Raw genomic sequence first — 22,865 nt, forward strand, 5'->3', positions numbered from 1 at the left:
GTGCCGAAGCACGCGGCATCCGCCGTTTCCCAGGTGCGAGAGGTCAGCCTCTGCGGATGTCCCGCAGCGCGCTGACATGCCCGCACGGCACCGCGATGAGGTCGCCGGCGGCGATGTCGGCCGGGAGCGACACCTGGGTGCCGGCACCCGGCTCCGACGGCGTCAGCAGACCGACGGCGATCGCCGGAACCGTGCTCGCGCGGCCGATCATCCGCAGCTCGAACCAGCAGGCGTCGCATCCGTCGAGCCGTCCGTCGACCTCGACGACGCGCTCTGCGCCGCGGCCTCGCACGCTCGTGACCCGCACGACGACGACCGAGACGTCGAGCGGCCGCGCCGCCCCGTCGTGATCGGTCGCCTCTGCGGCATCGGACGCCGTCGCCGTGTGCACGCACGGCGTGCCGCACAGCTCGACGAGGCGAAGCATGGAGACCCCCGAGACGACGACGTCATCAGCGGTGGCCGTGGTGTGCCGGGGCCAGTTCCCTCCCGTTCCCGGCCGAGAGCTGCTGGTACTGAATGCGAGAACCGAGGTCATGATTCAGGTGTAGATCCGGGTAGCGCCCCGAGCGCGCGCGTCAACGGGATCCGTACGGACCTGATCGGTTCCCTGACGGGTTCCGAGCGACCCGTCCCCATCGTCGTGAGCGGCGCATTCGGATCGCCCGAGGAGGCGTTAGGGGTCCGTGAGGATCGGCGCAGCGGCATCCGCTCGGGTGTTGCATCGCAGGTGCAGTGAACTGCTGCCCGCCTGCCGCGCCTGCGGCTCGCGTCATCGTGAATCTGGAGTCTTCGTGCTCGACGTCGTCTACATTCTCGGCATCATCGCCGTGTTCGTACTCGTCGGCCTCATCGCCAGGGGGGTCGAGAAGCTGTGATCTTCTTCGAACTCCTCGCTGCCGCGCTGGGTGTCGCCGCTGTGGTGTACCTCGTGTACGCCCTCGTCAAACCTGAGCGGTTCTGATGGATGCGTTGTTCGCCGTCCTGCAGGCGGCCACCCTCGCCCTGATCCTCGCGCTCCTCTACCGCCCGCTCGGCGACTACATGGCGCGCCTCTACACGAGCGACCGCGACTGGCGGTTCGAGCGCGGCCTCTACCGCCTCATCGGCGTCGACCCGCGCGCCGAGCAGTCGTGGCCCGCCTACCTCCGCGGCGTGCTCGCGTTCTCGGTCATCGGCCTGCTGTTCGTGTACGTGCTGCAGCGCGCCCAGGCGGTGCTCCCCTACTCGCTCGGCCTGCCGGCCGTGCCCGAAGGGCTGTCGTTCAACACCGCGGCATCCTTCGTCGCGAACACGAACTGGCAGTCGTACTCCCCCGAGCTCACGATGGGCTACACCGTGCAGCTCGCGGGCCTCGCCGTGCAGAACTTCGTCTCGGCGGCCGTCGGCATCGCCGTGGCCGTGGCGCTCGTGCGCGGATTCGCGCGCCGGAACTCGGGCACGATCGGCAACTTCTGGGTCGACCTGTTCCGCGGCTCGTTCCGCCTGCTGCTGCCGCTCTCGGTCATCGGCGCGATTGTGCTGCTCATCGGCGGCGTCGTGCAGAACTTCAACGGCTTCACCGAGATCACGACGCTCGCGGGCAACACGCAGAACGTGCCCGGCGGCCCGGTGGCCTCGCAAGAGGTCATCAAGCTGCTCGGCACGAACGGCGGCGGGTTCTTCAACGTGAACTCCGCCCACCCGTTCGAGAACCCGACCGCATGGACGAGCCTCTTCCAGAACGTGCTCATGCTCGCGATCCCCTTCGCCCTGCCGCGCACCTTCGGCAAGATGGTCGGCTCGAACAAGCAGGGCTACGCGATCCTCGCGGTCATGGCGACGCTCTACGTCGTCTCGCTCGTGGCGCTCAGCGCACTCGAGGCCGGTGGCAATGGCACGGCACCCGAACTCGCCGGCGGCGCGCTCGAGGGCAAGGAGGCGCGCTTCGGCATCTTCGGCTCGACGCTCTTCGGCACCACGTCGACGCTCACCTCGACCGGCGCCGTCAACTCGATGCACGACTCGTTCACCGCCCTCGGCGGCATGATGCCGATGCTCAACATGATGCTCGGCGAGGTCGCCCCCGGCGGCGTCGGCTCGGGCCTGTACGGCATGCTCGTGCTCGCGATCATCGCGGTGTTCATCGCCGGCCTCCTCGTCGGACGCACGCCCGAGTACCTCGGCAAGAAGATCGGGCCGCGTGAGATCAAGCTCGCGAGCCTCTACATCCTCGTCACGCCGACGCTCGTGCTCGTGGGCACCGCCCTCAGCTTCGCGATCCCCGGCATCCGCGAGGACGTCGAGTCGGTGTCGATCTGGAACCCCGGCATCCACGGCATGAGCGAGGTGCTCTACGCGTTCACGAGCGCGTCGAACAACAACGGCTCGGCGTTCGCCGGCCTGACGGCGAACACGCCGTGGTTCAACACGGCGCTCGGCGTCGCGATGCTGCTCGGCCGATTCATCCCGATCGTGCTCGTGCTCGCCCTCGCCGGCTCGCTCGCCGCGCAGGACAAGGTTCCCGCGACCGCGGGCACCCTGCCCACCCACCGGCCGCAGTTCTTCGGCCTCCTCGTGGGCGTCACCGTCATCGTGACCGCGCTCACGTATTTCCCCGTTCTCACGCTGGGTCCCCTGGCTGAAGGGCTGAACTGAAATGTCCACCGTCTCCACCGCCTCGGCCCCTGAACCGCTGGCCGAGCACACGCCGCGTCAGATGGGCTCCCCCTCGAAGCGCCCCGCCGGCGCCTTCGGGCCCGCGCAGGTCGTGCAGGCCCTGCCCGGCGCATTCCGCAAGCTCGACCCGAGGCAGATGTGGCACAACCCCGTCATGTTCCTCGTCGAGGTCGGCGCCGCGCTCACGACCGTGCTCGCGATCGCCGAGCCGTTCGCCGGCGGCCCCGGCTCCTCGGGCGGCACCGCCGTGCCGCTCTCGTTCACCTGGGCGATCGCCGTCTGGCTCTGGCTCACCGTGCTCTTCGCGAACCTCGCGGAGTCGGTGGCCGAGGGCCGTGGCAAGGCGCAGGCCGACACCCTGCGGCAGACCCGCACGTCGACGGTCGCCCGCCGCGTCACGACGTACGACGAGGTCGCGGATGCCGCAGCCGAACGCACCGCGATCGCCGAGGTCCCCTCGGGCGACCTCCGGCTCGGCGACATCGTCGTCGTGACGGCGGGCGAGTCGATCCCTGGCGACGGCGACATCATCTTCGGCATCGCCTCGGTCGACGAGTCGGCGATCACGGGCGAGTCGGCCCCGGTCGTGCGCGAATCGGGCGGCGACCGCTCGGCGGTCACGGGTGGCACCCGCGTGCTCTCCGACCGCATCGTCGTACGCATCACGTCGAAGCCCGGCGAGACCTTCGTCGATCGCATGATCGCGCTCGTCGAGGGCGCATCGCGCCAGAAGACGCCGAACGAGATCGCGCTCAACATCCTGCTCGCGAGCCTCTCGATCATCTTCGTGATCGTCACCCTGACCCTGAACCCGATCGCCTCCTACGCGGCGTCGCCGGTCTCGATCCCGGTGCTCATCGCGCTTCTCGTCTGTCTCATCCCGACGACGATCGGCGCCCTGCTCTCGGCCATCGGCATCGCGGGCATGGACCGTCTCGTGCAGCGCAACGTGCTCGCGATGTCGGGCCGCGCCGTCGAGGCGGCCGGCGACGTCACGACGCTGCTCCTCGACAAGACGGGCACCATCACGTACGGCAACCGCCGGGCGAGCGAGTTCGTGCCGATGCCGGGCGTCGAGGTCTCCGAACTCGAGCGCGCAGCGGCCCTCTCGTCGCTCGCCGACCCGACCCCCGAGGGATCGTCGATCGTCGACCTGGCGGCTGAGCGCGGCATCCGCTTCGATGATGCGCCCGCCGGCGAGGTCGTGCCGTTCACGGCGCAGACCCGCATGTCGGGACTCGACCTGCCCGACGGCTCGAGCATCCGCAAGGGCGCCGGGTCGGCGGTCATCGCGTGGGTCGAGGGCTCCGGCCGCATCGCATCGAGCACGTTCGACGAGCTCGAGCAGCGCGTCGAGGCGATCTCGAACAGCGGCGGCACGCCGCTCGTCGTCGCCGCGAAGGACGCGAACGGCGAGGCGCGCCTCCTCGGCGTCGTGCACCTGAAGGACGTCGTCAAGGACGGCCTCACCGAGCGCTTCGCCGAGCTCCGCGAGATGGGCATTCGCACGGTCATGATCACGGGCGACAACCCGCTCACCGCGAAGGCCATCGCGGCCGAGGCCGGCGTCGACGACTACCTGGCCGAGGCGACCCCCGAAGACAAGATGGCGCTCATCAGGCGCGAGCAGGCGGGCGGCAACCTCGTCGCCATGACGGGCGACGGCACGAACGACGCACCGGCGCTCGCGCAGGCCGATGTCGGCGTCGCGATGAACACGGGCACGTCGGCCGCGAAGGAGGCCGGCAACATGGTCGACCTCGACAGCGACCCGACGAAGCTCATCGAGATCGTGCGCATCGGCAAGCAGCTCCTCATCACTCGCGGCGCGCTCACGACGTTCTCGATCGCCAACGACGTCGCGAAGTACTTCGCGATCATCCCGGCGATGTTCGCGGGCGTCTTCCCGGGGCTCGCGGTGCTGAACATCATGCAGCTGCACTCCCCCGCCTCGGCGATCCTGTCGGCGATCATCTTCAACGCGATCATCATCGTGATCCTGATCCCGCTCGCGCTCCGCGGCGTCAAGTACAAGGCCGGCGGCGCGTCCGCGATCCTCAGCCGCAACCTGCTGGTCTACGGCCTCGGCGGCATCATCGCTCCCTTCATCGGCATCAAGCTGATCGACCTCGTCGTCAGCCTCATCCCGGGCTTCTAGGCCCGGGGCGAAAGGACATCCCAATGAGTTCCACACGCACGGCGGTACGCACCCACTGGGTCGCGGTCCGCGCGATGCTCGTCTTCACGCTCGTGCTCGGCGTCGCCTACACGATCGTCGTCACGGGCATCGGGCAGGTCGTCCTGCCCGCCCAGGCGAACGGCTCGGTCGTCCGCTCGGGCGACGAGGTCGTCGGCTCCTCGCTCATCGGCCAGTCGTTCTCGGATGCCGACGGCAACCCGCTGCCCGAGTGGTTCCAGCCCCGCCCGTCGGCGGCCGGCGACGGCTACGACGGCGGTGCATCGAGCGGCAGCAACTGGGGCCCCGAGAACGCCGACCTCATCGCAGCGATCGAGGAGCGGAAGGCGCAGGTCGCCGAGTTCAACGGGGTCTCCGAAGCGGATGTCCCGGCCGACGCCGTCACCGCATCGGCATCCGGTCTCGACCCGCACATCAGCCCCGAGTACGCCCTGCTGCAGGTGGCGCGGGTCGCCGCCGAGCGCGGGCTCCCCGAATCCGAGGTGCGCGAACTCGTGGAGTCTAGGATTCAGGCACGGGATCTCGGGTACCTGGGCGAGCCCACCGTCAACGTGCTGCAGCTGAACCTCGCCCTCGCAGAGCTGGAGGGCTAGCACGATGCGAAGGGGGCGGCTTCGGGTCCTGCTCGGCGCCGCTCCCGGCGTCGGCAAGACCTACTCGATGCTCGAAGAGGGCCGACGGCTCCGGGGCGAGGGCCACGACGTCGTCGTCGCATTCGTCGAGACGCACGGCCGCAAGGCCACCGCGTCGATGGTCAGCGGACTCGAGGTGGTGCCGCGCACCACGGTTGAGCACCGCGGCATGGGACTCGACGAGATGGACCTCGATGCGGTGCTCGCGCGCCGGCCCGAGATCGCCCTCGTCGACGAGCTCGCGCACACCAATGCGCCGGGCTCCCGGCACGCGAAGCGCTGGCAGGACGTCGACGAGCTGCTCGAAGCGGGCATCGACGTCATCTCGACGGTCAACACCCAGCACATCGAGTCGCTCGGCGACGTCGTGCAGCAGATCACCGGGGTCGCCCAGCGCGAGACCATCCCCGACGCCGTGCTGCGGGCGGCCGACCAGATCGAGGTCGTCGACCTCGCCCCGCAGGCGCTGCGCGATCGCCTCGCGGGCGGTCTCGTCTATCCGGCCGAACGCATCGACGCAGCACTCTCGAACTACTTCCGGCTCGGCAACCTCACCGCGCTCCGCGAGCTCGCACTGCTCTGGCTCGCCGACGAGGTCGACTCGGCACTGAAGGCCTACCGCGTCGAGCACGGCATCGACCGCAAGTGGGAGGCGCGCGAGCGCGTCGTCGTCGCCCTCACCGGCGGTCCCGAGGGCGAGACCCTGCTGCGCCGCGGTGCGCGCATCGCCTCGCGCTCGTCGGGCGGCGAGCTCATCGCGGTGCACGTCACGAATCCCGACGGCATGCGGGCGCGGCATCCGGGCGCACTCGATCGCCAGCGCACCCTCGTCGAGCAACTCGGCGGCACGTTCCACCAGGTCGTCGGCGAAGACGTGCCGCGTGCGCTCGTCGACTTCGCGCGGGCGGCGAACGCCACGCAGCTCGTGATCGGCGTCAGCCGCCGCTCGCGGCTCGCTGCGGCGTTCACCGGCCCCGGCATCGGGGCGACCGTCATCCGCGAATCGGGCGACATCGACGTGCACATCGTCACGCACGCGGCGGCGGGCTCGGGGTTCTCGCTCCCGAAGCTCGGCGGGGCGCTCAGCCGCCAGCGCCTCATCGTCGGCTTCGCCGTCGCGCTCATCGCCGGGCCGCTGCTCAGCTGGGTGCTCACGATCTTCCACACCGAGACCTCCATCACGAGCGACGTGCTCGCCTACCAGCTGCTCGTCATCGTCGTCGCCCTCATCGGCGGCATCTGGCCGGGTCTGTTCGCGGCGGTCCTCTCGGGCCTCACCCTCAACTTCCTCTTCGTCCAGCCGACGTACACGCTCACGATCAGCGACCCGAGACAGCTCCTCGCCCTCGTGTTCTACGTCGCCAACGCGCTGCTCGTGAGCTACGTCGTCGACCAGGCGGCGCGGCGGACGCGCATCGCCCGCCGTGCGGCCGCCGAATCCCAGCTGCTCGCGACGCTCGCGGGCAGCGTGCTCCGCGGCGAAGACGCCCTGCAGGCGATGGTCACCCGCACGCGCGAGGCGTTCGGCCTCACCGGCGTGCGTCTGCTGATCGACGGCGCGCCCCGGGTCGCCGATGGTGAGCCCACTCGCGACGACCGGGTCACCGAGATCCCGATCGGCAGCCGCGGCGTGCTCGAACTGCACGGTCAGGACCTCGAGGCATCCGAACGCCGCCTGCTGCAGGTCATCGCCGCCCAGATGGATGCCGCGATCGAGCACGGCGCGCTCGCGACCGCGGCCTCCGCGGCCGACGCCCTCGTCGAGACCGACCGCGTGCGCTCGGCCCTGCTCGCCGCCGTCGGGCACGACCTGCGCCGCCCGCTCACCTCGGCGTCGGCGGCGATCAGCGCGCTGCGCTCCCGTGAGGTCGAGCTGCCCGCCGCCGAGCGAGACGAACTGCTCGCGACGGCCTCGGAGAGCCTCGACGCCCTCGCCGAGCTCGTCACCAACCTGCTCGACGTGAGCCGGGTGCAGGCCGGAGCGCTCGCCGTCACCCTCGCCCCGACCGAGGTCGCCGACGTCGTCTTCCCGGCCCTCGACGAGCTCGCCCTCGGCCCCGGCGACGTCGAGCTCGACCTCGCCGACGAACTCGATCCCGTGCTCGCCGACGGCGTGCTGCTGCAGCGCGTCGTCGTGAACCTGCTCGCGAACGCCGTGCGGCACAGCCCCGACGGCGAGCGCGTTCGCCTCGCGGCGAGCTCGTTCCGGGGCCGCACCGAACTGCGCGTCGTCGACCGCGGCCCCGGCATCCCCGCCGAGCGCCGCGACGAGGTGTTCACGCCGTTCCAGCGCCTCGGCGACACCGACAACGACACCGGCCTCGGGCTCGGGCTCGCCCTGTCGAAGGGCTTCGTCGAGGGAATGGACGGCACACTGGAGGTCGAGGACACTCCCGGCGGCGGCCTGACCATGGTCGTCACCCTGCCCTCCGCCACGACACCGCCGCCGCCGCCAACCACGACCACCGAGGAGGTGCGATGAGGATCCTCCTCGCCGACGACGACGACCAGTTGCAGCGCGCGCTGCGCATCACGCTCGCGGCTCGTGGCTACGAGGTCGTCGCCGCGCGCGACGGCGCCGAGGCGATCGACCTCGCCGCGAACGCGCACCCCGACCTGATCCTGCTCGACCTCGGCATGCCGAAGGTCGACGGCATCGACGTGATCCGAGCGGTGCGCGCCTGGTCGAAGGTGCCGATCCTCGTGCTCTCGGGCCGCACCGATTCCGCCGAGAAGGTCGACGCCCTCGACGCCGGAGCCGACGACTACGTGACGAAGCCCTTCGCCATGGACGAGCTGCTCGCCCGTATCCGCGCTCGGGCCCGGTCGACGAGCGGCGAAGCGGATGCCGCGGCCTACGCGATCGGCGCCCTCGCCGTCGACCTCGCCGCGAAGACCATCAGGTCGACGGATGCCTCGGGCCACGCGACATCCGTACGCCTGACGCCGACCGAGTGGCGCCTGCTCGAGCTGTTCCTGAAGAACCCGGGCAAGCTCCTCACCCGGCAGATGCTGCTGAGCGAGGTGTGGGGGCCGTTCCACGCGAACGATGCCGGGTACCTGCGGCTCTACGTCGCCCAGCTGCGGCGCAAGCTCGAGCCGACGCCGTCGGAGCCGCGGTTCTTCCTGACGGAGCCGGGCATGGGCTACCGCTTCGAGCCTGGGACCGCCGAGGCCACCGAAGCCTGACGTCGGGCCGCAGCTCAGCCGAGCCGCTTCAGGCGCCCGAGCCACCCCGCAGCCGTCGCCCCGTCGAACGGCGCCTCGCGCCGCCGCACGGCCCCGAGCACCGCATCCGCCTCGGCACGCACGCGTGCCACCAGGTCCGCCGGGTAGTCGAACTCCACCGCGTGCTCGGCGAACTCGTCTTCGTCGTCGATGAACGCCGGCGCACCCTCGCGCTCGACGACGTCGAGATCGAGATCGACGTACGAGACGGTCCAGACGGTCGACCCCGTCGAGCTCGTCGACCCCGTCGACCCCGTCGCGCCCGAGGCATCCGCTCGCCATTCGGGAACCGTCGCGAGGTCGATGTAGGTGCCGAGCCCGCGCGGGTGCCCCGCGTTGAACCCGGCCGCCCAGCCCGCTCGCGGGAAGCACGACACCGAGTCCCACGTCGCCGTGAACGCGTTCCCGGGCCGAGCGAAGGCGGTGCCGGCCGGGAACCCCACCCAGTCGCCGTGCGCGTCCCTGCCGAGCCAGCGCCCGTCGAACTCCCAGTGCGGCCGGCCTCCCCACTTCGTCGCGCGAACGCGCACGAGTGCGCCGGGGGTGCTGGGGCGGTCGTCGGCGCTCACCCGACCACCGTATCCGCGCCTACGCTGGAACCGTGGACTGCTCCTACTTCGACGCCGGGCGCTGCACCTCGTGCTCGCTCATGGGGCAGCCCTACGAGCGGCAGCTCGCCGACAAGCAACGGCACGCCGAAGACCTCCTGCGGGCGCACGACGGCCTCGACTGGCTGGCGCCGATCGGCAGCCGCGAAGACGGCTACCGCAACAAGGCGAAGATGGTGATCGGCGGCACGACGGCGGCGCCGACGATCGGCATCCTCGACGCCGACGGCCACGGCATCGACCTCGAGGCGTGCGGCATCTGCTCCCCCGGCCACCGGGCGGCCTTCCCCGTGATCGCCGCGTTCATCACGCGGGCCGGGCTCACGCCGTACGACGTGCCGAGCCGCACGGGCGAGCTGAAGCACCTGATCCTCACCGAGTCGCCCGACGGCGAGCTCATGGTCCGCTTCGTCGTGCGCTCGACCGAGCCGGTCGGCCGCATCCGCAAGCACCTGCCGTGGCTCCTCGCCGAGCTGCCGAACGCCCGCGTGGTCACCGCGAACGTGCTTCCCGAGCACAAGGCCGTGCTCGAGGGCGAGCACGAGATCGTCTTCACCGAGGCCTCGACGCTGCCGATGCGACTCGGCGGAGTCACGATGCACCTGCGCCCCCAGAGCTTCTTCCAGACGAACACCGAGATCGCCGAGGCGCTCTACGTCGAGGCGCGCGACTGGGTGCGCGCGCTCGCGCCCGATTCGGCGTGGGACCTCTACTCGGGCGTCGGCGGCTTCGCCCTGCACATCGCGGATGCCGCGGCATCCGTCACCGGAATCGAGACGAGCGTCGAGGCGGTCGCCAGCGCAGAACTCAGTCGAACGGATGCCGCGCTCTCACGAGTGCGGTTCGAGGCCGGCGACGCCACCGCCTTCGCCCTGGGCGCCGAGACGGCTCCCGACCTCGTGATCGTGAACCCGCCCCGACGGGGCATCGGCCGTGAACTGAGCGGATGGCTCGAGGCATCCGCGGTTCGTCACGTGCTCTATTCGAGCTGCAACGCGGCCTCGCTCGCGCGCGACCTCGAGGCGATGCCGTCGCTGCGGCCCGTTCGAGGCCGGGTCTTCGACATGTTCCCGCAGACGACGCACTTCGAGGTCATGGTGCTGCTCGAGCGAGTCTGACTCCGCACCGATGGGAGCCTGAGCCCGCGACCCGAGTCGGCGGCCGAACGCCTGGCTGGTCGCGCCCGGCCGCCTCGGCGTCAGCGCTTGCGCGGCTTGACGATGCCGTCTTCGGCCTTCTCGCGCTTCAGCGCTCGCTTCTCTTTCAACGAGAGCTGGGCTTGCTTCTTGGCGGTGTTTCCGCGTGCGTTCTTCTCGGACATACGGGCTCGCTTCCCTTCATCAGCTGGCGGGCTTCCGATGACCATAGCCCACCCCCCAGGGGAAGTCACTTCGGCAGCCTTCGACGCAGCGCCGCGTTTCGAAACCGGCCCGGTTCAGGCATTTTCTTGAAGATGGGCTATACTGGCAGGTCACGCCAAAGGAGGTGACATGAGGAGAATCCCACCGTTCCTCGCGACGACGATCGTCGCGAGCTGGTTGTTCATGATCGGCTTCGCAGCCGGTTTCGAGAGCGAACTCGCGACGCACCCGACGCTCACCCGTGAGCACCCCGACGTGCTGCACGCCGGCCTCACGATGGGCATCAGCGCCGTGTGCGCCATGCTGGTGATCGTCGCGAGCGTGCGGCTCACGAAGATGCTCGTCAGGGCCCGTTCCGGCGGGGCGCACGCCGCGCTGTAACGACGAGGCGATCCCGTGCACGACGTGCGCGATCGCACTGCACGACATGCTCGGCGGGGCGCAGGCACGACCTGCGTCACGCCGAGCGTCGAGCGTCGAGCAGCCTCAGCGCGCATCACTCGACCAGGTCGGCGGTCAGCGCGGCGAGCTCGGCCTGTCGGTCGGCCTTCTCGCGCGGCGCACCCGGCACTCCCGGTCGCCGCTGCCACGGGTGCGGCCCGTCGAGCGGCCGGTACGCGACCCCGATGGCGTCGTAGATCGCGAGAAGGGCAGCCAGGCGCGCCTCGAAGCCCGCCCAGTCCTTGCCGGGCGCACTCCACGCGACCTCGGCGAACGCCGCGAGCCGCGGGAACACCATGTAGTCGACCCGTGACGCCGTGTCCATGTGCTCGCTCCACGCGTTCGCCTGCACGCCGAGCACGTGGCGCCGCATCGGCTCCGAGGCATCCGCCGGCAGGGGCTCGAACTCGTAGACGTCGCGCAGCGACTGCACCGTGCCGACCGGGATCGGCTCGTCGGCCGAGTCGGACTGCCGATAGTCGAGGTAGGCGAAGTCGTCGGGGCAGAGCACGACGTCGTGGCCGCGTGCCACGGCGACCTCCGCTCCGCGGAGGCCACGCCACGACGCGATCGTCGCGCCGGGGTCGAGTGGGCCCTCGAGCACCTCGTCCCAGCCGTACAGGCGCCGTCCGGCGGCCGTCAGGTGGGCGTCGAGCTGACGGATGAACCACGCCTGCAACTCGTTCGGCGTCGCGAGGCCGCGCGCCGCCATGAGCTCCTGCGTGCGCGCGTCGTTCGCCCACTGCACCTTGCGGGCCTCGTCGCCGCCGACCGCGATGTAGGTCGACGGGAAGACCTCCATGACCTCGTCGAGCACGTTGCGGAAGAACTCGACCGTCGATTCCTCGGTGTTCAGCACGTCGTCGTTGATGCCGTAGCGCGTCCACACCTCGGTGGGCCCGCTCGTGACGCCGAGCTCGGGGTGGGCGGCGAGCGCGGCCCGCACATGCCCGGGCGTCTCGATCTCGGGCACGACCTCGATGTGCCGCTCGGCGGCATAGGCGACGATCTCGCGCAGGTCGTCCTGCGTGTAGAAGCCGCCGACCGGGCGACCGTCGACGGTCGACGCCGGTCCGTGGCCGAGCTGCGACTCGGGGCGCCACGCGCCGACCTCGGTGAGGCGCGGGTAGCGGCGGATCTCCATGCGCCAGCCCTGGTCGTCGGTCAGGTGCAGTTGCAGCACGTTGACCCGGTGCAGCGCGAGCAGGTCGACGAGCCGCAGCACCTCGTGCTTCGGCCGGAAGCTGCGCGCGACATCGAGCATGAACCCGCGCCACGCGAATCGCGGAGCGTCGACGGTGACCGATGCCGCGGCGCTCCACTGCCGACCGGGCAGCGCCGCCCGGCGGAAGGCGTCGGGGCCGAGCAGCTGCCGCAGCGCGAGCGTGCCGGAGGACAGCCCTGCGGCGGAGCCACCGGCGAGGCGCACGCCGTCGACCGCGATCTCCAGCCGGTAGCCCTCGCGAGGCAGCTCGGGGTCGATCGCGAGCGCGATGGCGGCCGCAGCGGCGGAGGCGGCGCGCTCCGGCTCCGCCCGCCGGTCGTCGACCGACGCTTCGATGATCGGCAGGGCGAAGCCCGTCGCGGCCCCGAGATCGGCCTGCAGTCGACGCGCGACGGATGCCGCGGCATCCGTCGCCGTGATGACCGTGTCGGCGCCGAGCACGAACTCGCCGCCGTGCGCCTCGAACGAGAGCGGCTTCGGGATGAGCCCGCTCACGCGCCGGCCGCCAGCTCGCGCGCACGAGCGAGCGCGGCATCAGTCGCACGGTCGAAGGTCTGCTTGAACCCGGCCTCCTCGAGCACGGCCACGGCGCGCTCGGTCGTGCCCTTCGGGCTGGTGACCCGGCGGCGCAGCTCGGCGGGGCCGTCGTCGGAAGCTGCGAGCAGTTCGCTCGCACCGCGGAACGTGCCCTCGACCATGACGGCCGCCTGCTCGGGCGTGAAGCCCTTGTCGACCGCCGCGGCCGTGAGCTGCTCGATCAGGTAGAAGACGTAGGCCGGGCCCGAGCCCGAGATCGTCGAGAGCGCGTCGATCTGCTCCTCGGGCACGACGAGCACCTCGCCGACGGTCTCGAAGAGCGCCACGGCGAGCGCGAGGTCGTCGTCGCTCGACCGCGTGCCCGCCGAGACGCCCGTGACGGCACGGCCGACTACGGCCGGCGTGTTCGGCATCGAGCGGATGACGGAGACCGACGCGGGCAGCAGCGACTCGAACGTCGCGACCGTGACACCGGCCGCGACGCTCACGACGATCGCGCCCGGCTCGAGTGCGTCGGCGATCTCCTCGAGGAGGGCCGGCACCATCGCGGGCTTCACGGCGACGACCACGAGCTTCGCCCCGGCGACGGCCGCACGGTTGGCCGCGGCATCCGTCTCGGTCGCGTACGCGACTACATCGGGAAGCGCGGCGAGCTCGGCCGCCTTCTCGGCGCTGCGATTCGTCGCACGGATTCCGCCGTCGACCTCGATGCCGGGCTGCAACAGGCCGGTGAGGATGGCGCGGGCCATGGAACCGGCCCCCAGGAACGCGATCGCGGGCAGTCTGACGGGGGCCTCGGCACTCATGCGACCATCCTAGATTCGGGGCCCGATGCTGTGGTCCCGCGCGGATGATTCGGCCCGGTACCGACCTTTAGGATTGCTCCATGAGCGCATCGGGCGGCACCAAGGCCATCATCGCGGCATTCCTCGCGAACACGGGCATCGCCCTGACGAAGTTCATCGCGTGGTTCTTCTCGGGCTCCGCCTCGATGCTCGCCGAGGGCGTGCACTCGCTCGCCGACGCCGGCAACCAGCTGCTGCTGATCCTCGGCGGTCGCAAGGCGAAGAAGGCCGCCGACAAGGAGCACCCCTTCGGCTACGGCCGCGAGCGCTACGTCTACGCCTTCGTCGTGTCGATCATCCTGTTCTCGGTCGGCGGCATCTTCTCGATCTACGAGGGCGTCGACAAGCTGACGCACCCGCACGAGCTCGAGAACGCGTGGCTGCCGCTGCTCGTGCTCTCGATCGCGATCGTGCTCGAGTCGTTCTCGCTGCGCACCGCGGTGAAGGAGTCGAACCACATCCGCGGCCGCCAGAGCTGGGTGCAGTTCGTGCGCCGGGCGAAGGCGCCCGAGCTGCCCGTCGTGCTGCTCGAAGACGTCGCGGCCCTCATCGGCCTCGTCTTCGCCTTCCTCGCCGTCGGGCTCACGGTGCTCACCGGCAACCCGGTCTTCGACGCCGTCGGCACGCTCATGATCGGTACCCTCCTCGTGCTCGTGGCGATCGTGCTCGGCATCGAGACGAAGTCGCTCCTCGTCGGCGAGGGCGCCAACGACGACGACCTCACGCGCATCGAGCAGGCGATCCTCGCCGGCCCCGAGGCCGAGCGCATCATCCACATGAAGACCCTCTACCTCGGCCCCGATGAGCTGCTCATCGCCGCCAAGCTCGGGTTCACCGCCGACCAGCGCCTGCTCGAGGTGTCGGCGGCGACCAACGTGATCGAGCAGCGCATCCGCGACGCGGTGCCGTCGGCACGTGCCATCTACATCGAGCCCGACGTCTACGTCGAGCCGAACCACCCGGCCCCGCCCACCGACGCCATCGTCATCAAGGGCCTCGAGTGACGCGAGCCCGCGGCACCGCCCTGGTGCTGCGCCACGACTCCGCGATCGGCCTCGGCAACCTCGGCCCGACGCTCGAGGCGCACGGCTACGAGATCGTCACGGTCGACGCCCCGTCGACGGATGTCTCGGCGCTCGACGCCCTGGCGCCCGAGCTCGTCGTCGTGCTCGGCGGCGACGAGGGCGCGTACGAGACCGACCGCTACCCGTACCTGTCCGACGAGATCGCGCTGCTGCGCACCCGCATCGAGGCGGAGGCCCCGATCTTCGGCGTCTGCCTCGGGGCCCAGCTGCTCGCGAAGACGCTCGGCGCCGAGGTCTTCAAGGGGCCGAGGAAGGAGGTCGGCTGGCTGACGGTCGAACCGACCGAGGCCGGTGCGAACTCCCCGGTTCGGCACTTCGCCGGGGTCCCGACGGTGCAGTGGCACGGCGACACCTTCGAGCTGCCCGAGGGCGTCGAACGACTCGCCTCGTCGGGCGCCTACGAGAACCAGGCCTTCGCGAAGGGCGAGTGGCTCCTCGCCGTGCAGTTCCACCCCGAGGTCACCGACGAGATCCACGAGGACTGGCTGCGGGAGTGGGGCGACGAGCTGCCCGAGTACGGCCTCAGCCGCGAACGGCTCCGCGAGGAGCGCGCGTCGTACGGGCCGCTCGCGCAGGAGGCATCCGCTCGGCTGCTCGGCGAGTACCTCGAGGGGCTCGCGGTGCGCGGCACGCACGCCGCGTAGCCCCGCGCGCAACGCAGCGGGCGCCGTCCGGGACGAACCCCGACGGCGCCCCTCACGGCAAGCGGCGACTAGAAGTGCGTGCCGCCGTCGATGCGCACCTCGGTGCCGGTGATGAATGCGCCGTCGTCGCTCGCGAGCATCGCGACGACGCCGGCGACGGCCTCGGGGCCGGCGAAGCCCTGCGTGATCGCCGGGGCGAGCTTCATGAAGAGGCTGAAGTCGGCGTCGGCGGGCAGGCCCGGACCCTGGCTCTGCTTGCTCTCGCCGCTGCCGTCGGTCATGCCCGAGGAGATCGAGCCGGGCTGCACCGAGTTGAAGCGGATGCCCTGCTTCGCGTACTCGGCGGCGAGGGCGTGGGTCATCGACTGCACGCCGCCCTTGCTGGCCGCGTAGGCCGACATGTACGGGTGCGCGAAGGCCGCCGACGTCGAGCTGAAGTTCACGACCGCGGGGCCGTTGCCCTCGAGGAGTGCGGGGATCGACTCGCGGATCATGAGGAAGGTGCCGACGAGGTTCACGCCGATGACCTGCTGGAACTGCTCGAGCGAGGTCTCGTGGGTGTGCGACGAGCGGAGGATGCCGGCGGCGTTCACGAGCACGTCGAGTCCGCCGAGCGCGGCGACCGCGGCGGCGACGCCCTCGCGCACGGACGCCTCGTCGGAGATGTTCACGACGACGGTCGTCAGGCGGGCGGCGGCGTCGCCCGCCTTCTTCACGGTGTCGGCGAGGCCGGCCTCGCTCACGTCGGCGGCGACGACGACGCCGCCCTCGGCGAGCATGCGCAGCACGGTGGCCTGTCCGATGCCGGAGCCTGCGCCGGTGACGATCGCGCGGCGTCCTTCGTAACGGTTCATGACTGGTGACCTTTCGGTGTTCGGGAAGATACAAGACACGCTACGCCTACATGGCACGTTGTGCCAGTGTGGCGATGAGCGACACGAATGCCGCGCCGTCGCGTACGCTTCCAACGTGGACGAGAGACCCCCGACGCTGACCGAACGCCGCAAGGCCGCGACCCAGCTCGAGCTCGCCCGCGCCGCCGCCCGCCTCTTCACCGACCGCGGCCCCGATGCGACGACGGCCGAGGAGATCGCGGCCGCGGGCGGCGTGGCCCTGCGCACCTTCTACCGCTACTTCCGCACGAAGGAGGACGCCGTCGCGCCGCTGCTCACCGTCGGCGCCGACCACTGGCGGGCGCTGCTCGCGGCATCCGACCGCACGGTCGATCCGCTCACGGCGATCGAGCGGGCCATCGCCGAAGCGCTCACCCCGCCCGACGAGGTCATCGAGGGCCTCCACTGGACGCGGGGCCTGCTGCGGGCCGGCGTCGACGACCCCGCCCTCATGAACGTCTGGTACCGAGCCAACCGCGAGTCCGAGACGAAGCTGCGCGGCGTCATCCTCGAGTTGGCGGGGCCGTCGGTCGACGAGCTCACCGCACGACTCGTCGCCGCGGCGGCGACCGACGCGATCCGCATCGCACTCGAGGCCTGGGCGGAGACCGACGACCCCGAGGTCGGGCCCGGCTCACCGGCCGATCGGGCCGTGCACAACTTCCGCCGACTCTCGGCGGGCCTCACGAGCGCCTGAGCGGGTCCTCGAAGAAGTCGAGCAGCAGCTTCGCCGCGGCATCCGCCTCGACGCCCGGGAACACCTCGACCCGGTGGTTGAGCCGACGATCGCGCAGCACGTCGTAGAGGGATCCGGCGGCGCCGGCCTTCTCGTCCCACGCCCCGAACACGACCGTCGGGATGCGCGCCGCGAGGATCGCCCCCGCACACATCACGCAGGGCTCCAGCGTGACGACGAGCGTGCAGTCGGTGAGGCGCCAGTCGCCAGTGACCTCGGCGGCCGAGCGGAGCGCCAGGAGCTCGGCATGGGCGGTCGGGTCGCCGTGCAGCTCGCGTTCGTTGCGACGCGCGGCGATGACCTCGCCGGCGGCGTCGACGACGATCGCACCGACCGGCACATCTCTCGTCGCGGGCGCCTCTGCCGCCTCGGCGAGCGCGAGGCGCATCCACTCACGATGCTGCGGCAACTCCACGTTCTCCCCCTCCGCGCGCGACCCTCCCGAACTAGACTCGAGCCTATGCGAGTCCACGTTGCCGACCACCCGCTCATCACCCACAAGCTGACGGTGCTCCGTGACAAGAACACCCCGTCGCCGGTGTTCCGCTCGCTCGTCGAAGAGCTCATGACGCTGCTCGCCTACGAGGGCACGCGCGGCGTGCGGGTGGAGCCGGTCGACATCGTCACCCCGGTCTCCCCCACCACCGGCGTGCGCATCGCCGATCCGAAGCCGCTCATCGTGCCGATCCTCCGTGCAGGGCTCGGCATGCTCGAGGGCATGACGAAGCTCGTGCCGACGGCCGAGGTCGGCTTCCTCGGCATGGCGCGCAACGAAGAGACGCTCGAGCCCACCACCTACGCCGAGCGCCTCCCCGACGACCTCAGCGACCGCCAGTGCTTCGTGCTCGACCCGATGCTCGCGACGGGCGGCTCGCTCATCGCGGCGATCGAGTTCCTGCTGAAGCGCGGGGCGACGGATGTCACGGCCATCTGCATCCTCGCAGCGCCCGAGGGGCTCGCGGCGGTCGAGCAGGCGATGGAGGGCCGTGGCGAGGTCACCGTCGTGCTCGGCGCCGTCGACGAGCGCCTCAACGAGCTCGGCTACATCGTGCCCGGTCTCGGCGATGCGGGCGACCGGCTGTACGGCACGGTATAAGCACCACCGCGAACCTCACTCGCCGAAGGATCTTCGAGCCTCGACACGCCGGGGCGGAGATCCGACGCGGAAGATTTCTGAAACTGCGAATTGATCGCAGAATCTTGCAAGCATTGCGACGGGCTGACTGATCCTGCCGGATGCCTCTCGGCATCGCGCACCGCGTGCGACGTCACACCCCGTCATGCGTTGGTCACGAATTGACACATGCTCGGTGATCGGTTTGACTGACGCTCATGACAGACACCGCACGCAACCTGACCGCCCACGGCGCTCTCAGGACGACCGGCATGATGATGCCGGCACGTGCAGCCATGTGTTGTCGAATGTGCCGCTGACCGCGACCCCACCGCCGAGTTCCGCAGCCGATCCGCATCCAGATCGACGCCGACTCCTCTGAACCCACCGCATCCGGGGGTTCGCCCGGCCGTCCGGCCATTCGCTCAGACCCCGACTCCAGGGGTCCGTCGCTGCACCCTTCACGCAAGGATTCTCCGTCATGTCGCTCGCATTCGCTCCCGCTCCCATCCGCACCGTCCAGGCCCGCACCGCACCGTCGCTGTCAGCCGCACCGGCGCACGCCTCCGCTCCGCTCCGCTCCGTGCCCGCCGACGTCTCGCAGCCGACCGCCGCGGCCGAGGCCGCAGCCCGCAGCCCGCGTGTCCGCGCCGTGCCCGAAGGCACCGAAGCTCGCGGCTTCGTGCTCTACGTCGGCATCGACGAGGCCAAGGCCCTCGCCGACGGCACGACCCTCCACCGAATCGTCGAGGCGCTGCGCACGCTGACCGCCGAGGTCTCCCCCTCCGCCGAGACGTATGCCGCGGTGGCACTCGCACCCGAAGGCGCGGGCGGCCGCGACGTCGACGTCGTGCGCCTCGCCCTCCAGGACCCGTCGGCGCTCGCGAAGCAGCGCGAGGGCCAGGGCGTCCGCGACGACGCCGACCGTCACCCCAACGGCGTGATCATCGACATCTCGCGCAAGCGCGTGCTGCTCGACGGCGAGGCCGCCGGCCTCACCTACAAGGAGTTCGAGCTGCTGCAGTACCTCGTGCTCCGCGAGGGGCGCACGATCGATCGCCACGAGCTCATCGACAACCTCTGGGACGCCGACGACGAGGCTCCGAGCGAGCGCACGATCGACGTGCACGTGCGTCGCCTGCGCTCGAAGCTCGCCCACTACCAGGACATCGTGCGCACGGTTCGCGGCGTCGGCTACCGCTTCGACCGCCACGCGGACGTCTCGATCCGCCAGGCGTCGACGCCCTCCCCCGACCTGTACTGAGTCCACCGGCACTTCGAACGCCCTCGACGCTACGCTGACCTTCGACGAAGGAGAGCGGATGCCCCTGGGCTTCTCGGTGGAGCGCATCGAACTGCCTCGCAGAGCGGAGCTGTACCAGTCCCATCCCTCGCACCTCCGACGTCTTCCAGACGGAACGCTCGTCACGACGTGGATCGAAGGAAGCGCAGCTGTGCGCCTCGCCGTCATCGACCCGCGAAGCGGGGCGGTGACGGTCCGCAAGGGCATTCGAGGGCAGCTTCGAGGTGTCGTCGCCTCCGAGAACGGCGATCGAGCCTGGCTCGTGTGCACCCATGGGCTTCACGAGTTCGACATCGCGACGTCGACGGTGCGGCGCACGCTGACGAAGGGGCTCGGAACCGAAGCCACCCTTCCACTCCGCCTCGATAGCGACACGGTGCTGCTCGTGCAGCGCTTCGCCGCCACCTCGGCGATGGTGTCGCTCGACGGCATGGCCGTGCTCGGCCGACTGCGTTTCGAGCGCCCGGACTTCGTGCATCACCGCGACGATCGGCGCGTGCTCCTGAGCTTCGCGAACGGTCACGGGCGGGCGCTCACGGCGGCGAATGGTCTCGAGCGAGGCAGCGGAGTCGACGTCCCGATCGGCGTCGATGCGATCGATCTCGGAGATCGCATCGCCGTCGTCACCGGGACTCGGCACGCCTGGCAGAACTCTCACGGGCTCGACCCCGAACGCTACGCCGTCGTCGAGTCCGAGGGCGCGATCGCAATGCTCGACCCTACGACGCTCGCGATCTCAGGACGCGGGGCGAACCTCGGGATGCGCCGACTCATCGGTATCGACGACGCCGACCGTCTCGTCGGCACCGACTTCGAGTTCCAGCAGCTCGGGCGGCGCCTGATCATCGCCGACGGCAGCGGCAGCCGCGTGATCGGCGAGCTCGTGGTCGACGAACCCGTTCTCGAGGGCATCGCCCTGGACGGGGCATCCGTCGCCCTCAACCACGATTCCGGGAGCGGCTCAGTGGTCCCCTACATCTCCATCGCAACCTGGTACGAAAAATAACGGAACGATAACTAGCGCCTGTTACCGATCCGTTATATATTCGGAACTGCACCGCTTGTTTGCTGTGGCAGGCGGTGCGGAATGTGATTGCAGGACACTCTTGGTGCAAGGGAGAGGGCCGGTCGTCAGCCTCTACGACCGGCCCTCAACCGATTCCTCCCGGTGACGGTCGAGGGACAACGCCAGCCTTACTGACCGGCTCGACCGATTCCGGCTGCTGACCGTTTCCGGGTGCTGACCGGTTCCCGTCGCTGACCGATTCCTCCCGTGGTTCCCTATTGTGGGATCAGCCCACAACCCGAAGGGACCCCGCATGGCAGATCGCGCGATCACGGTGGCCGCATGGGAATCGTTGTTCCGTGCGCAGGTCTCGATCATGCGCGCGCTCGCGGCCGAGTTCCCGAGCGACGTCATCTCGCTCAACGAGTACGACGTGCTCTTCAACATCACGCGTGCGCCCGGTCGGCGCCTGCGCCTCAAGGACCTGAACCAGAACGTGCTCATCACCCAGCCGAGCGTGAGCCGGCTCGTCGATCGGCTCACGACTCGGGGCCTCGTCGCGAAGCTGCCCGACCCTCGCGACGGCCGCGGCACGATCGTGGCGATCACCGAGGAGGGCTTCGACCTCTTCCGCCGCGTCGCGATCACCCACATGGACGCGATCAATCGCCAGTTCGGCGACAGCCTGTCGGAGGATGAGCTCCGCACGCTCGCCGACCTCTGCAACCGGCTGCGCCGAGAACTCGACCAGGCGTCGTAGCGGCGCCTCGCGGATTCCGCGCGAGTCGGTGTAGACGTGCGACTCTCCGCGGCATTACTCTCAGCTCAGACAGTGGGTCTGGGTTCCTGGGGGGAAGTCATGGACATCGTGCTCGTCATCCTGCAAGCCTGCATCGTCATCGGCGCGATCGTGCTCGGTGTCCGAACCGGCGGCATCGGCCTGGGCCTCTGGGGCGTCGTCGGCACGGTGATCCTCGTGTTCGTGTTCCAACTGCCACCGGGCGCCATCCCGATCGATGCGTTCTTCATCATCATCGCGGTGATCACGGCCTCGTCGGCGATGCAGGCTGCCGGCGGCATCGACTACCTCGTCTCGATCGCGTCGAAGATCATCCAGCGCAATCCGAAGCGTCTCACCTACGTGGCGCCGATCGTGGCGTTCGTCTTCACCGTGCTCTCGGGCACCTCGAACATCTTCTTCGCGCTGATCCCGGTGATCTACGAGACGGCGTACCGCAACGGTCAACGGCCCGAGCGCGCCCTCGCCGCATCGACCGTCACCTCCGGACTCGGCATCACGGCGAGCCCGGTCTCGGCCGCGATGGCGGCCTACCTGGTGCTCATGGACGGCACCGGCTACGGGCTGCCCCAGATTCTCCTGATCACGGTTCCCGCCGCGCTCGTCGCCTGCATCGCCACGTCCCTCGTGCAGCAGCGAGTGGGCAAGGACCTGCTCGACGACCCGGTGTTCATGAAGCGCGTCGCCGACGGCACCGTCGAGGTGCCCGCTGCGCTGAAGGCCCGCTACGAGGCCAAGGTCGGCGGCGGCACCACGGTCGGAGGAACGACGACGGCGACGGCCACGAAGACGGGCGGTTCGGATGCCGCGGCCGACGTGCCCCCCGCTCGCATCGAGCACCCGGTGCCCCCGGGCGGCGCGACCGCCGCGTGGATCTTCGTCACCGGCACGCTGCTCATCGTGCTGCTCGGCCTCTTCCCGGGCCTGCGGCCGGCGTTCCCCGACGACACCGGCGAGCTCGTGCCGCTCGGCATGTCGACGATCATCGAGATGATCATGTTCACGGTCGCCCTCGTCATCATCCTCGTGCGCAAGGTCAAGCCGTCCCTCGTGGTCGAGCAGCCGCTGCTGCGGGCGGGCTTCGTCGCCGCGGTCGCGCTGTTCGGCATCGCGTGGATGGCCGACACCTTCATCTCGGCCAACGAGGAGACGATCATCGAGCCGCTCGGTGCGATGATCGAGGCGAACCCGCTCCTCCTGGCCGTCGCGCTCTTCATCGTCTGCGGCCTCACCACGAGCCAGTCGGCGACGACGAACACGATGATCCCGATCGCCCTCGCCGCCGGGCTCGCCCCGGGCGTCATCACGGCGATGTGGCCGTCGCTCATCGGCGTCTGGCTGTTCCCGGCCAACGGTTCGCAGATCGCCGCCGTCGAGACCGACCTCACGGGCTCGACCAAGCTGACCCAGGTGCCGGTCTGGCACTCGTTCACCATCCCGATGCTCGTCTCGTGGGTCGCCGTCGTCGGGTCGGGCCTCCTGATCCAGCTCGTCGTCCCCGCCTGAGTCGCGCTGCGTCGTCATGACGCGCGCCCGAATCTCCACACCATCCA

The 22,865-nt window shown here is 70.3% G+C and carries 24 protein-coding genes; 17 read left to right on the forward strand and 7 right to left on the reverse strand.

Annotated features, from left to right (window positions below):
• Positions 1-43 precede the first annotated feature (43 nt).
• Positions 44-427, reverse strand: a complete 384-nt coding sequence (locus ACFTQE_RS13770) for a hypothetical protein (protein WP_376925611.1) — start codon at positions 425-427, stop codon at positions 44-46.
• 259 nt (positions 428-686) lie between these two features.
• Between ACFTQE_RS13770 and ACFTQE_RS13775 the strand changes: the two genes are divergently transcribed.
• The 7 genes from ACFTQE_RS13775 to ACFTQE_RS13805 all read left to right on the forward strand — a co-directional run bounded on the left by ACFTQE_RS13775 (position 687) and on the right by ACFTQE_RS13805 (position 8,676).
• A complete protein-coding gene (locus tag ACFTQE_RS13775; RefSeq protein WP_376925612.1) occupies positions 687-878 on the forward strand; it encodes a hypothetical protein in 192 nt (63 codons plus the stop codon).
• Positions 875-964 carry a potassium-transporting ATPase subunit F gene (locus ACFTQE_RS13780; RefSeq protein ID WP_022891167.1) on the forward strand — a complete coding sequence of 30 codons (90 nt, stop codon included), beginning with the start codon at positions 875-877 and terminating at the stop codon, positions 962-964. Before ACFTQE_RS13775 ends, ACFTQE_RS13780 begins: the two co-directional genes overlap by 4 nt.
• Positions 964-2,637, forward strand: a complete 1,674-nt coding sequence (gene kdpA / locus ACFTQE_RS13785) for a potassium-transporting ATPase subunit KdpA (RefSeq protein WP_376925613.1) — start codon at positions 964-966, stop codon at positions 2,635-2,637. The genes ACFTQE_RS13780 and kdpA overlap by 1 nt, the downstream gene beginning before the upstream one ends.
• A gap of 61 nt (positions 2,638-2,698) precedes the next feature.
• Positions 2,699-4,816, forward strand: a complete 2,118-nt coding sequence (kdpB, locus tag ACFTQE_RS13790; protein ID WP_376925634.1) for a potassium-transporting ATPase subunit KdpB — start codon at positions 2,699-2,701, stop codon at positions 4,814-4,816.
• 23 nt (positions 4,817-4,839) lie between these two features.
• The gene (gene kdpC, locus ACFTQE_RS13795) at positions 4,840-5,448 is read left to right on the forward strand and encodes a potassium-transporting ATPase subunit KdpC (RefSeq protein WP_376925614.1); all 609 of its coding nucleotides are present in this window, start codon (positions 4,840-4,842) and stop codon (positions 5,446-5,448) included.
• A 4-nt stretch (positions 5,449-5,452) separates the two neighbouring features.
• Positions 5,453-7,969, forward strand: a complete 2,517-nt coding sequence (locus ACFTQE_RS13800; RefSeq protein WP_376925615.1) for an ATP-binding protein — start codon at positions 5,453-5,455, stop codon at positions 7,967-7,969.
• Positions 7,966-8,676, forward strand: coding sequence for a response regulator (locus ACFTQE_RS13805; protein ID WP_376925616.1), 711 nt, complete (start codon positions 7,966-7,968; stop codon positions 8,674-8,676). The genes ACFTQE_RS13800 and ACFTQE_RS13805 overlap by 4 nt, the downstream gene beginning before the upstream one ends.
• A gap of 14 nt (positions 8,677-8,690) precedes the next feature.
• Here ACFTQE_RS13805 and ACFTQE_RS13810 read toward each other — a convergent pair whose 3' ends face one another.
• On the reverse strand, positions 8,691-9,284 hold the full coding sequence (locus tag ACFTQE_RS13810) for a DUF402 domain-containing protein (protein WP_376925617.1): 594 nt from the start codon (positions 9,282-9,284) through the stop codon (positions 8,691-8,693).
• Between the two features lie 32 nt (positions 9,285-9,316).
• On the opposite strand from ACFTQE_RS13810, the gene rlmC reads away from it, so the two are divergent.
• Positions 9,317-10,441 (forward strand): 23S rRNA (uracil(747)-C(5))-methyltransferase RlmC, encoded by a 1,125-nt coding sequence (rlmC, locus tag ACFTQE_RS13815; RefSeq protein ID WP_376925618.1) that lies wholly within the window; start codon positions 9,317-9,319, stop codon positions 10,439-10,441.
• 80 nt (positions 10,442-10,521) lie between these two features.
• Here rlmC and ACFTQE_RS13820 read toward each other — a convergent pair whose 3' ends face one another.
• Positions 10,522-10,644 carry a hypothetical protein gene (locus tag ACFTQE_RS13820; RefSeq protein WP_281371162.1) on the reverse strand — a complete coding sequence of 41 codons (123 nt, stop codon included), beginning with the start codon at positions 10,642-10,644 and terminating at the stop codon, positions 10,522-10,524.
• A gap of 169 nt (positions 10,645-10,813) precedes the next feature.
• Between ACFTQE_RS13820 and ACFTQE_RS13825 the strand changes: the two genes are divergently transcribed.
• A complete protein-coding gene (locus tag ACFTQE_RS13825) occupies positions 10,814-11,065 on the forward strand; it encodes a hypothetical protein (RefSeq protein WP_376925619.1) in 252 nt (83 codons plus the stop codon).
• Positions 11,066-11,180: 115 nt separating this feature from the next.
• Here ACFTQE_RS13825 and ACFTQE_RS13830 read toward each other — a convergent pair whose 3' ends face one another.
• The gene (locus ACFTQE_RS13830) at positions 11,181-12,845 is read right to left on the reverse strand and encodes a beta-N-acetylhexosaminidase (RefSeq protein WP_376925620.1); all 1,665 of its coding nucleotides are present in this window, start codon (positions 12,843-12,845) and stop codon (positions 11,181-11,183) included.
• Positions 12,842-13,693 (reverse strand): pyrroline-5-carboxylate reductase, encoded by an 852-nt coding sequence (gene proC / locus ACFTQE_RS13835; protein ID WP_376925621.1) that lies wholly within the window; start codon positions 13,691-13,693, stop codon positions 12,842-12,844. The genes ACFTQE_RS13830 and proC overlap by 4 nt, the downstream gene beginning before the upstream one ends.
• 80 nt (positions 13,694-13,773) lie before the next feature.
• On the opposite strand from proC, the gene ACFTQE_RS13840 reads away from it, so the two are divergent.
• A complete protein-coding gene (locus tag ACFTQE_RS13840; RefSeq protein ID WP_376925622.1) occupies positions 13,774-14,736 on the forward strand; it encodes a cation diffusion facilitator family transporter in 963 nt (320 codons plus the stop codon).
• Positions 14,733-15,461, forward strand: coding sequence for a gamma-glutamyl-gamma-aminobutyrate hydrolase family protein (locus tag ACFTQE_RS13845; RefSeq protein ID WP_376925623.1), 729 nt, complete (start codon positions 14,733-14,735; stop codon positions 15,459-15,461). The genes ACFTQE_RS13840 and ACFTQE_RS13845 overlap by 4 nt, the downstream gene beginning before the upstream one ends.
• A 68-nt stretch (positions 15,462-15,529) precedes the next feature.
• On the opposite strand, the gene ACFTQE_RS13850 is transcribed toward ACFTQE_RS13845, so the two are convergent.
• The gene (locus ACFTQE_RS13850) at positions 15,530-16,315 is read right to left on the reverse strand and encodes an SDR family NAD(P)-dependent oxidoreductase (RefSeq protein ID WP_376925624.1); all 786 of its coding nucleotides are present in this window, start codon (positions 16,313-16,315) and stop codon (positions 15,530-15,532) included.
• Between the two features lie 115 nt (positions 16,316-16,430).
• Here ACFTQE_RS13850 and ACFTQE_RS13855 point away from each other — a divergent pair, with 115 nt between their 5' ends.
• The gene (locus ACFTQE_RS13855; RefSeq protein WP_376925625.1) at positions 16,431-17,051 is read left to right on the forward strand and encodes a TetR family transcriptional regulator; all 621 of its coding nucleotides are present in this window, start codon (positions 16,431-16,433) and stop codon (positions 17,049-17,051) included.
• Here the strand turns inward: ACFTQE_RS13855 and tadA are convergent.
• Positions 17,038-17,505, reverse strand: a complete 468-nt coding sequence (gene tadA, locus ACFTQE_RS13860) for a tRNA adenosine(34) deaminase TadA (protein WP_376925626.1) — start codon at positions 17,503-17,505, stop codon at positions 17,038-17,040. The two genes, ACFTQE_RS13855 and tadA, sit on opposite strands and share 14 nt — an antisense overlap.
• A 45-nt stretch (positions 17,506-17,550) precedes the next feature.
• On the opposite strand from tadA, the gene upp reads away from it, so the two are divergent.
• The 5 genes from upp to ACFTQE_RS13885 all read left to right on the forward strand — a co-directional run bounded on the left by upp (position 17,551) and on the right by ACFTQE_RS13885 (position 22,818).
• Positions 17,551-18,186, forward strand: a complete 636-nt coding sequence (gene upp, locus ACFTQE_RS13865) for a uracil phosphoribosyltransferase (protein WP_375836579.1) — start codon at positions 17,551-17,553, stop codon at positions 18,184-18,186.
• A 499-nt stretch (positions 18,187-18,685) separates the two neighbouring features.
• On the forward strand, positions 18,686-19,468 hold the full coding sequence (locus tag ACFTQE_RS13870) for a winged helix-turn-helix domain-containing protein (RefSeq protein WP_376925627.1): 783 nt from the start codon (positions 18,686-18,688) through the stop codon (positions 19,466-19,468).
• 58 nt (positions 19,469-19,526) lie between these two features.
• Positions 19,527-20,513 (forward strand): hypothetical protein, encoded by a 987-nt coding sequence (locus tag ACFTQE_RS13875; protein ID WP_376925628.1) that lies wholly within the window; start codon positions 19,527-19,529, stop codon positions 20,511-20,513.
• Positions 20,514-20,826: 313 nt separating this feature from the next.
• Positions 20,827-21,273 (forward strand): MarR family winged helix-turn-helix transcriptional regulator, encoded by a 447-nt coding sequence (locus ACFTQE_RS13880; RefSeq protein ID WP_376925629.1) that lies wholly within the window; start codon positions 20,827-20,829, stop codon positions 21,271-21,273.
• A gap of 99 nt (positions 21,274-21,372) precedes the next feature.
• Entirely contained in the window at positions 21,373-22,818 is a 1,446-nt protein-coding gene (locus ACFTQE_RS13885; protein WP_376925630.1) for an anaerobic C4-dicarboxylate transporter family protein, read from the forward strand.
• The last annotated feature ends 47 nt before the right edge of the window (positions 22,819-22,865 follow it).

The sequence above is a fragment of the Agromyces sp. NPDC056965 genome (genome assembly GCF_042673425.1).
In the GTDB taxonomy this organism is placed as follows: domain Bacteria; phylum Actinomycetota; class Actinomycetes; order Actinomycetales; family Microbacteriaceae; genus Agromyces.

Bases quoted from the DNA above. Each gene is read 5' to 3' on its own strand.
- ACFTQE_RS13770 (WP_376925611.1), bottom strand. From the start codon at position 427: ATGCTTCGCCTCGTCGAGCTGTGCGGCACGCCGTGCGTGCACACGGCG.
- kdpA (WP_376925613.1), top strand. From the start codon at position 964: ATGGATGCGTTGTTCGCCGTCCTGCAGGCGGCCACCCTCGCCCTGATC.
- kdpB (WP_376925634.1), top strand. From the start codon at position 2,699: ATGGGCTCCCCCTCGAAGCGCCCCGCCGGCGCCTTCGGGCCCGCGCAG.
- kdpC (WP_376925614.1), top strand. From the start codon at position 4,840: ATGAGTTCCACACGCACGGCGGTACGCACCCACTGGGTCGCGGTCCGC.
- ACFTQE_RS13800 (WP_376925615.1), top strand. From the start codon at position 5,453: ATGCGAAGGGGGCGGCTTCGGGTCCTGCTCGGCGCCGCTCCCGGCGTC.
- ACFTQE_RS13805 (WP_376925616.1), top strand. From the start codon at position 7,966: ATGAGGATCCTCCTCGCCGACGACGACGACCAGTTGCAGCGCGCGCTG.
- ACFTQE_RS13820 (WP_281371162.1), bottom strand. From the start codon at position 10,644: ATGTCCGAGAAGAACGCACGCGGAAACACCGCCAAGAAGCAAGCCCAG.
- ACFTQE_RS13825 (WP_376925619.1), top strand. From the start codon at position 10,814: ATGAGGAGAATCCCACCGTTCCTCGCGACGACGATCGTCGCGAGCTGG.
- proC (WP_376925621.1), bottom strand. From the start codon at position 13,693: ATGAGTGCCGAGGCCCCCGTCAGACTGCCCGCGATCGCGTTCCTGGGG.
- ACFTQE_RS13840 (WP_376925622.1), top strand. From the start codon at position 13,774: ATGAGCGCATCGGGCGGCACCAAGGCCATCATCGCGGCATTCCTCGCG.
- ACFTQE_RS13850 (WP_376925624.1), bottom strand. From the start codon at position 16,315: ATGAACCGTTACGAAGGACGCCGCGCGATCGTCACCGGCGCAGGCTCC.
- upp (WP_375836579.1), top strand. From the start codon at position 17,551: ATGCGAGTCCACGTTGCCGACCACCCGCTCATCACCCACAAGCTGACG.
- ACFTQE_RS13870 (WP_376925627.1), top strand. From the start codon at position 18,686: ATGTCGCTCGCATTCGCTCCCGCTCCCATCCGCACCGTCCAGGCCCGC.
- ACFTQE_RS13875 (WP_376925628.1), top strand. From the start codon at position 19,527: ATGCCCCTGGGCTTCTCGGTGGAGCGCATCGAACTGCCTCGCAGAGCG.
- ACFTQE_RS13880 (WP_376925629.1), top strand. From the start codon at position 20,827: ATGGCAGATCGCGCGATCACGGTGGCCGCATGGGAATCGTTGTTCCGT.
- ACFTQE_RS13885 (WP_376925630.1), top strand. From the start codon at position 21,373: ATGGACATCGTGCTCGTCATCCTGCAAGCCTGCATCGTCATCGGCGCG.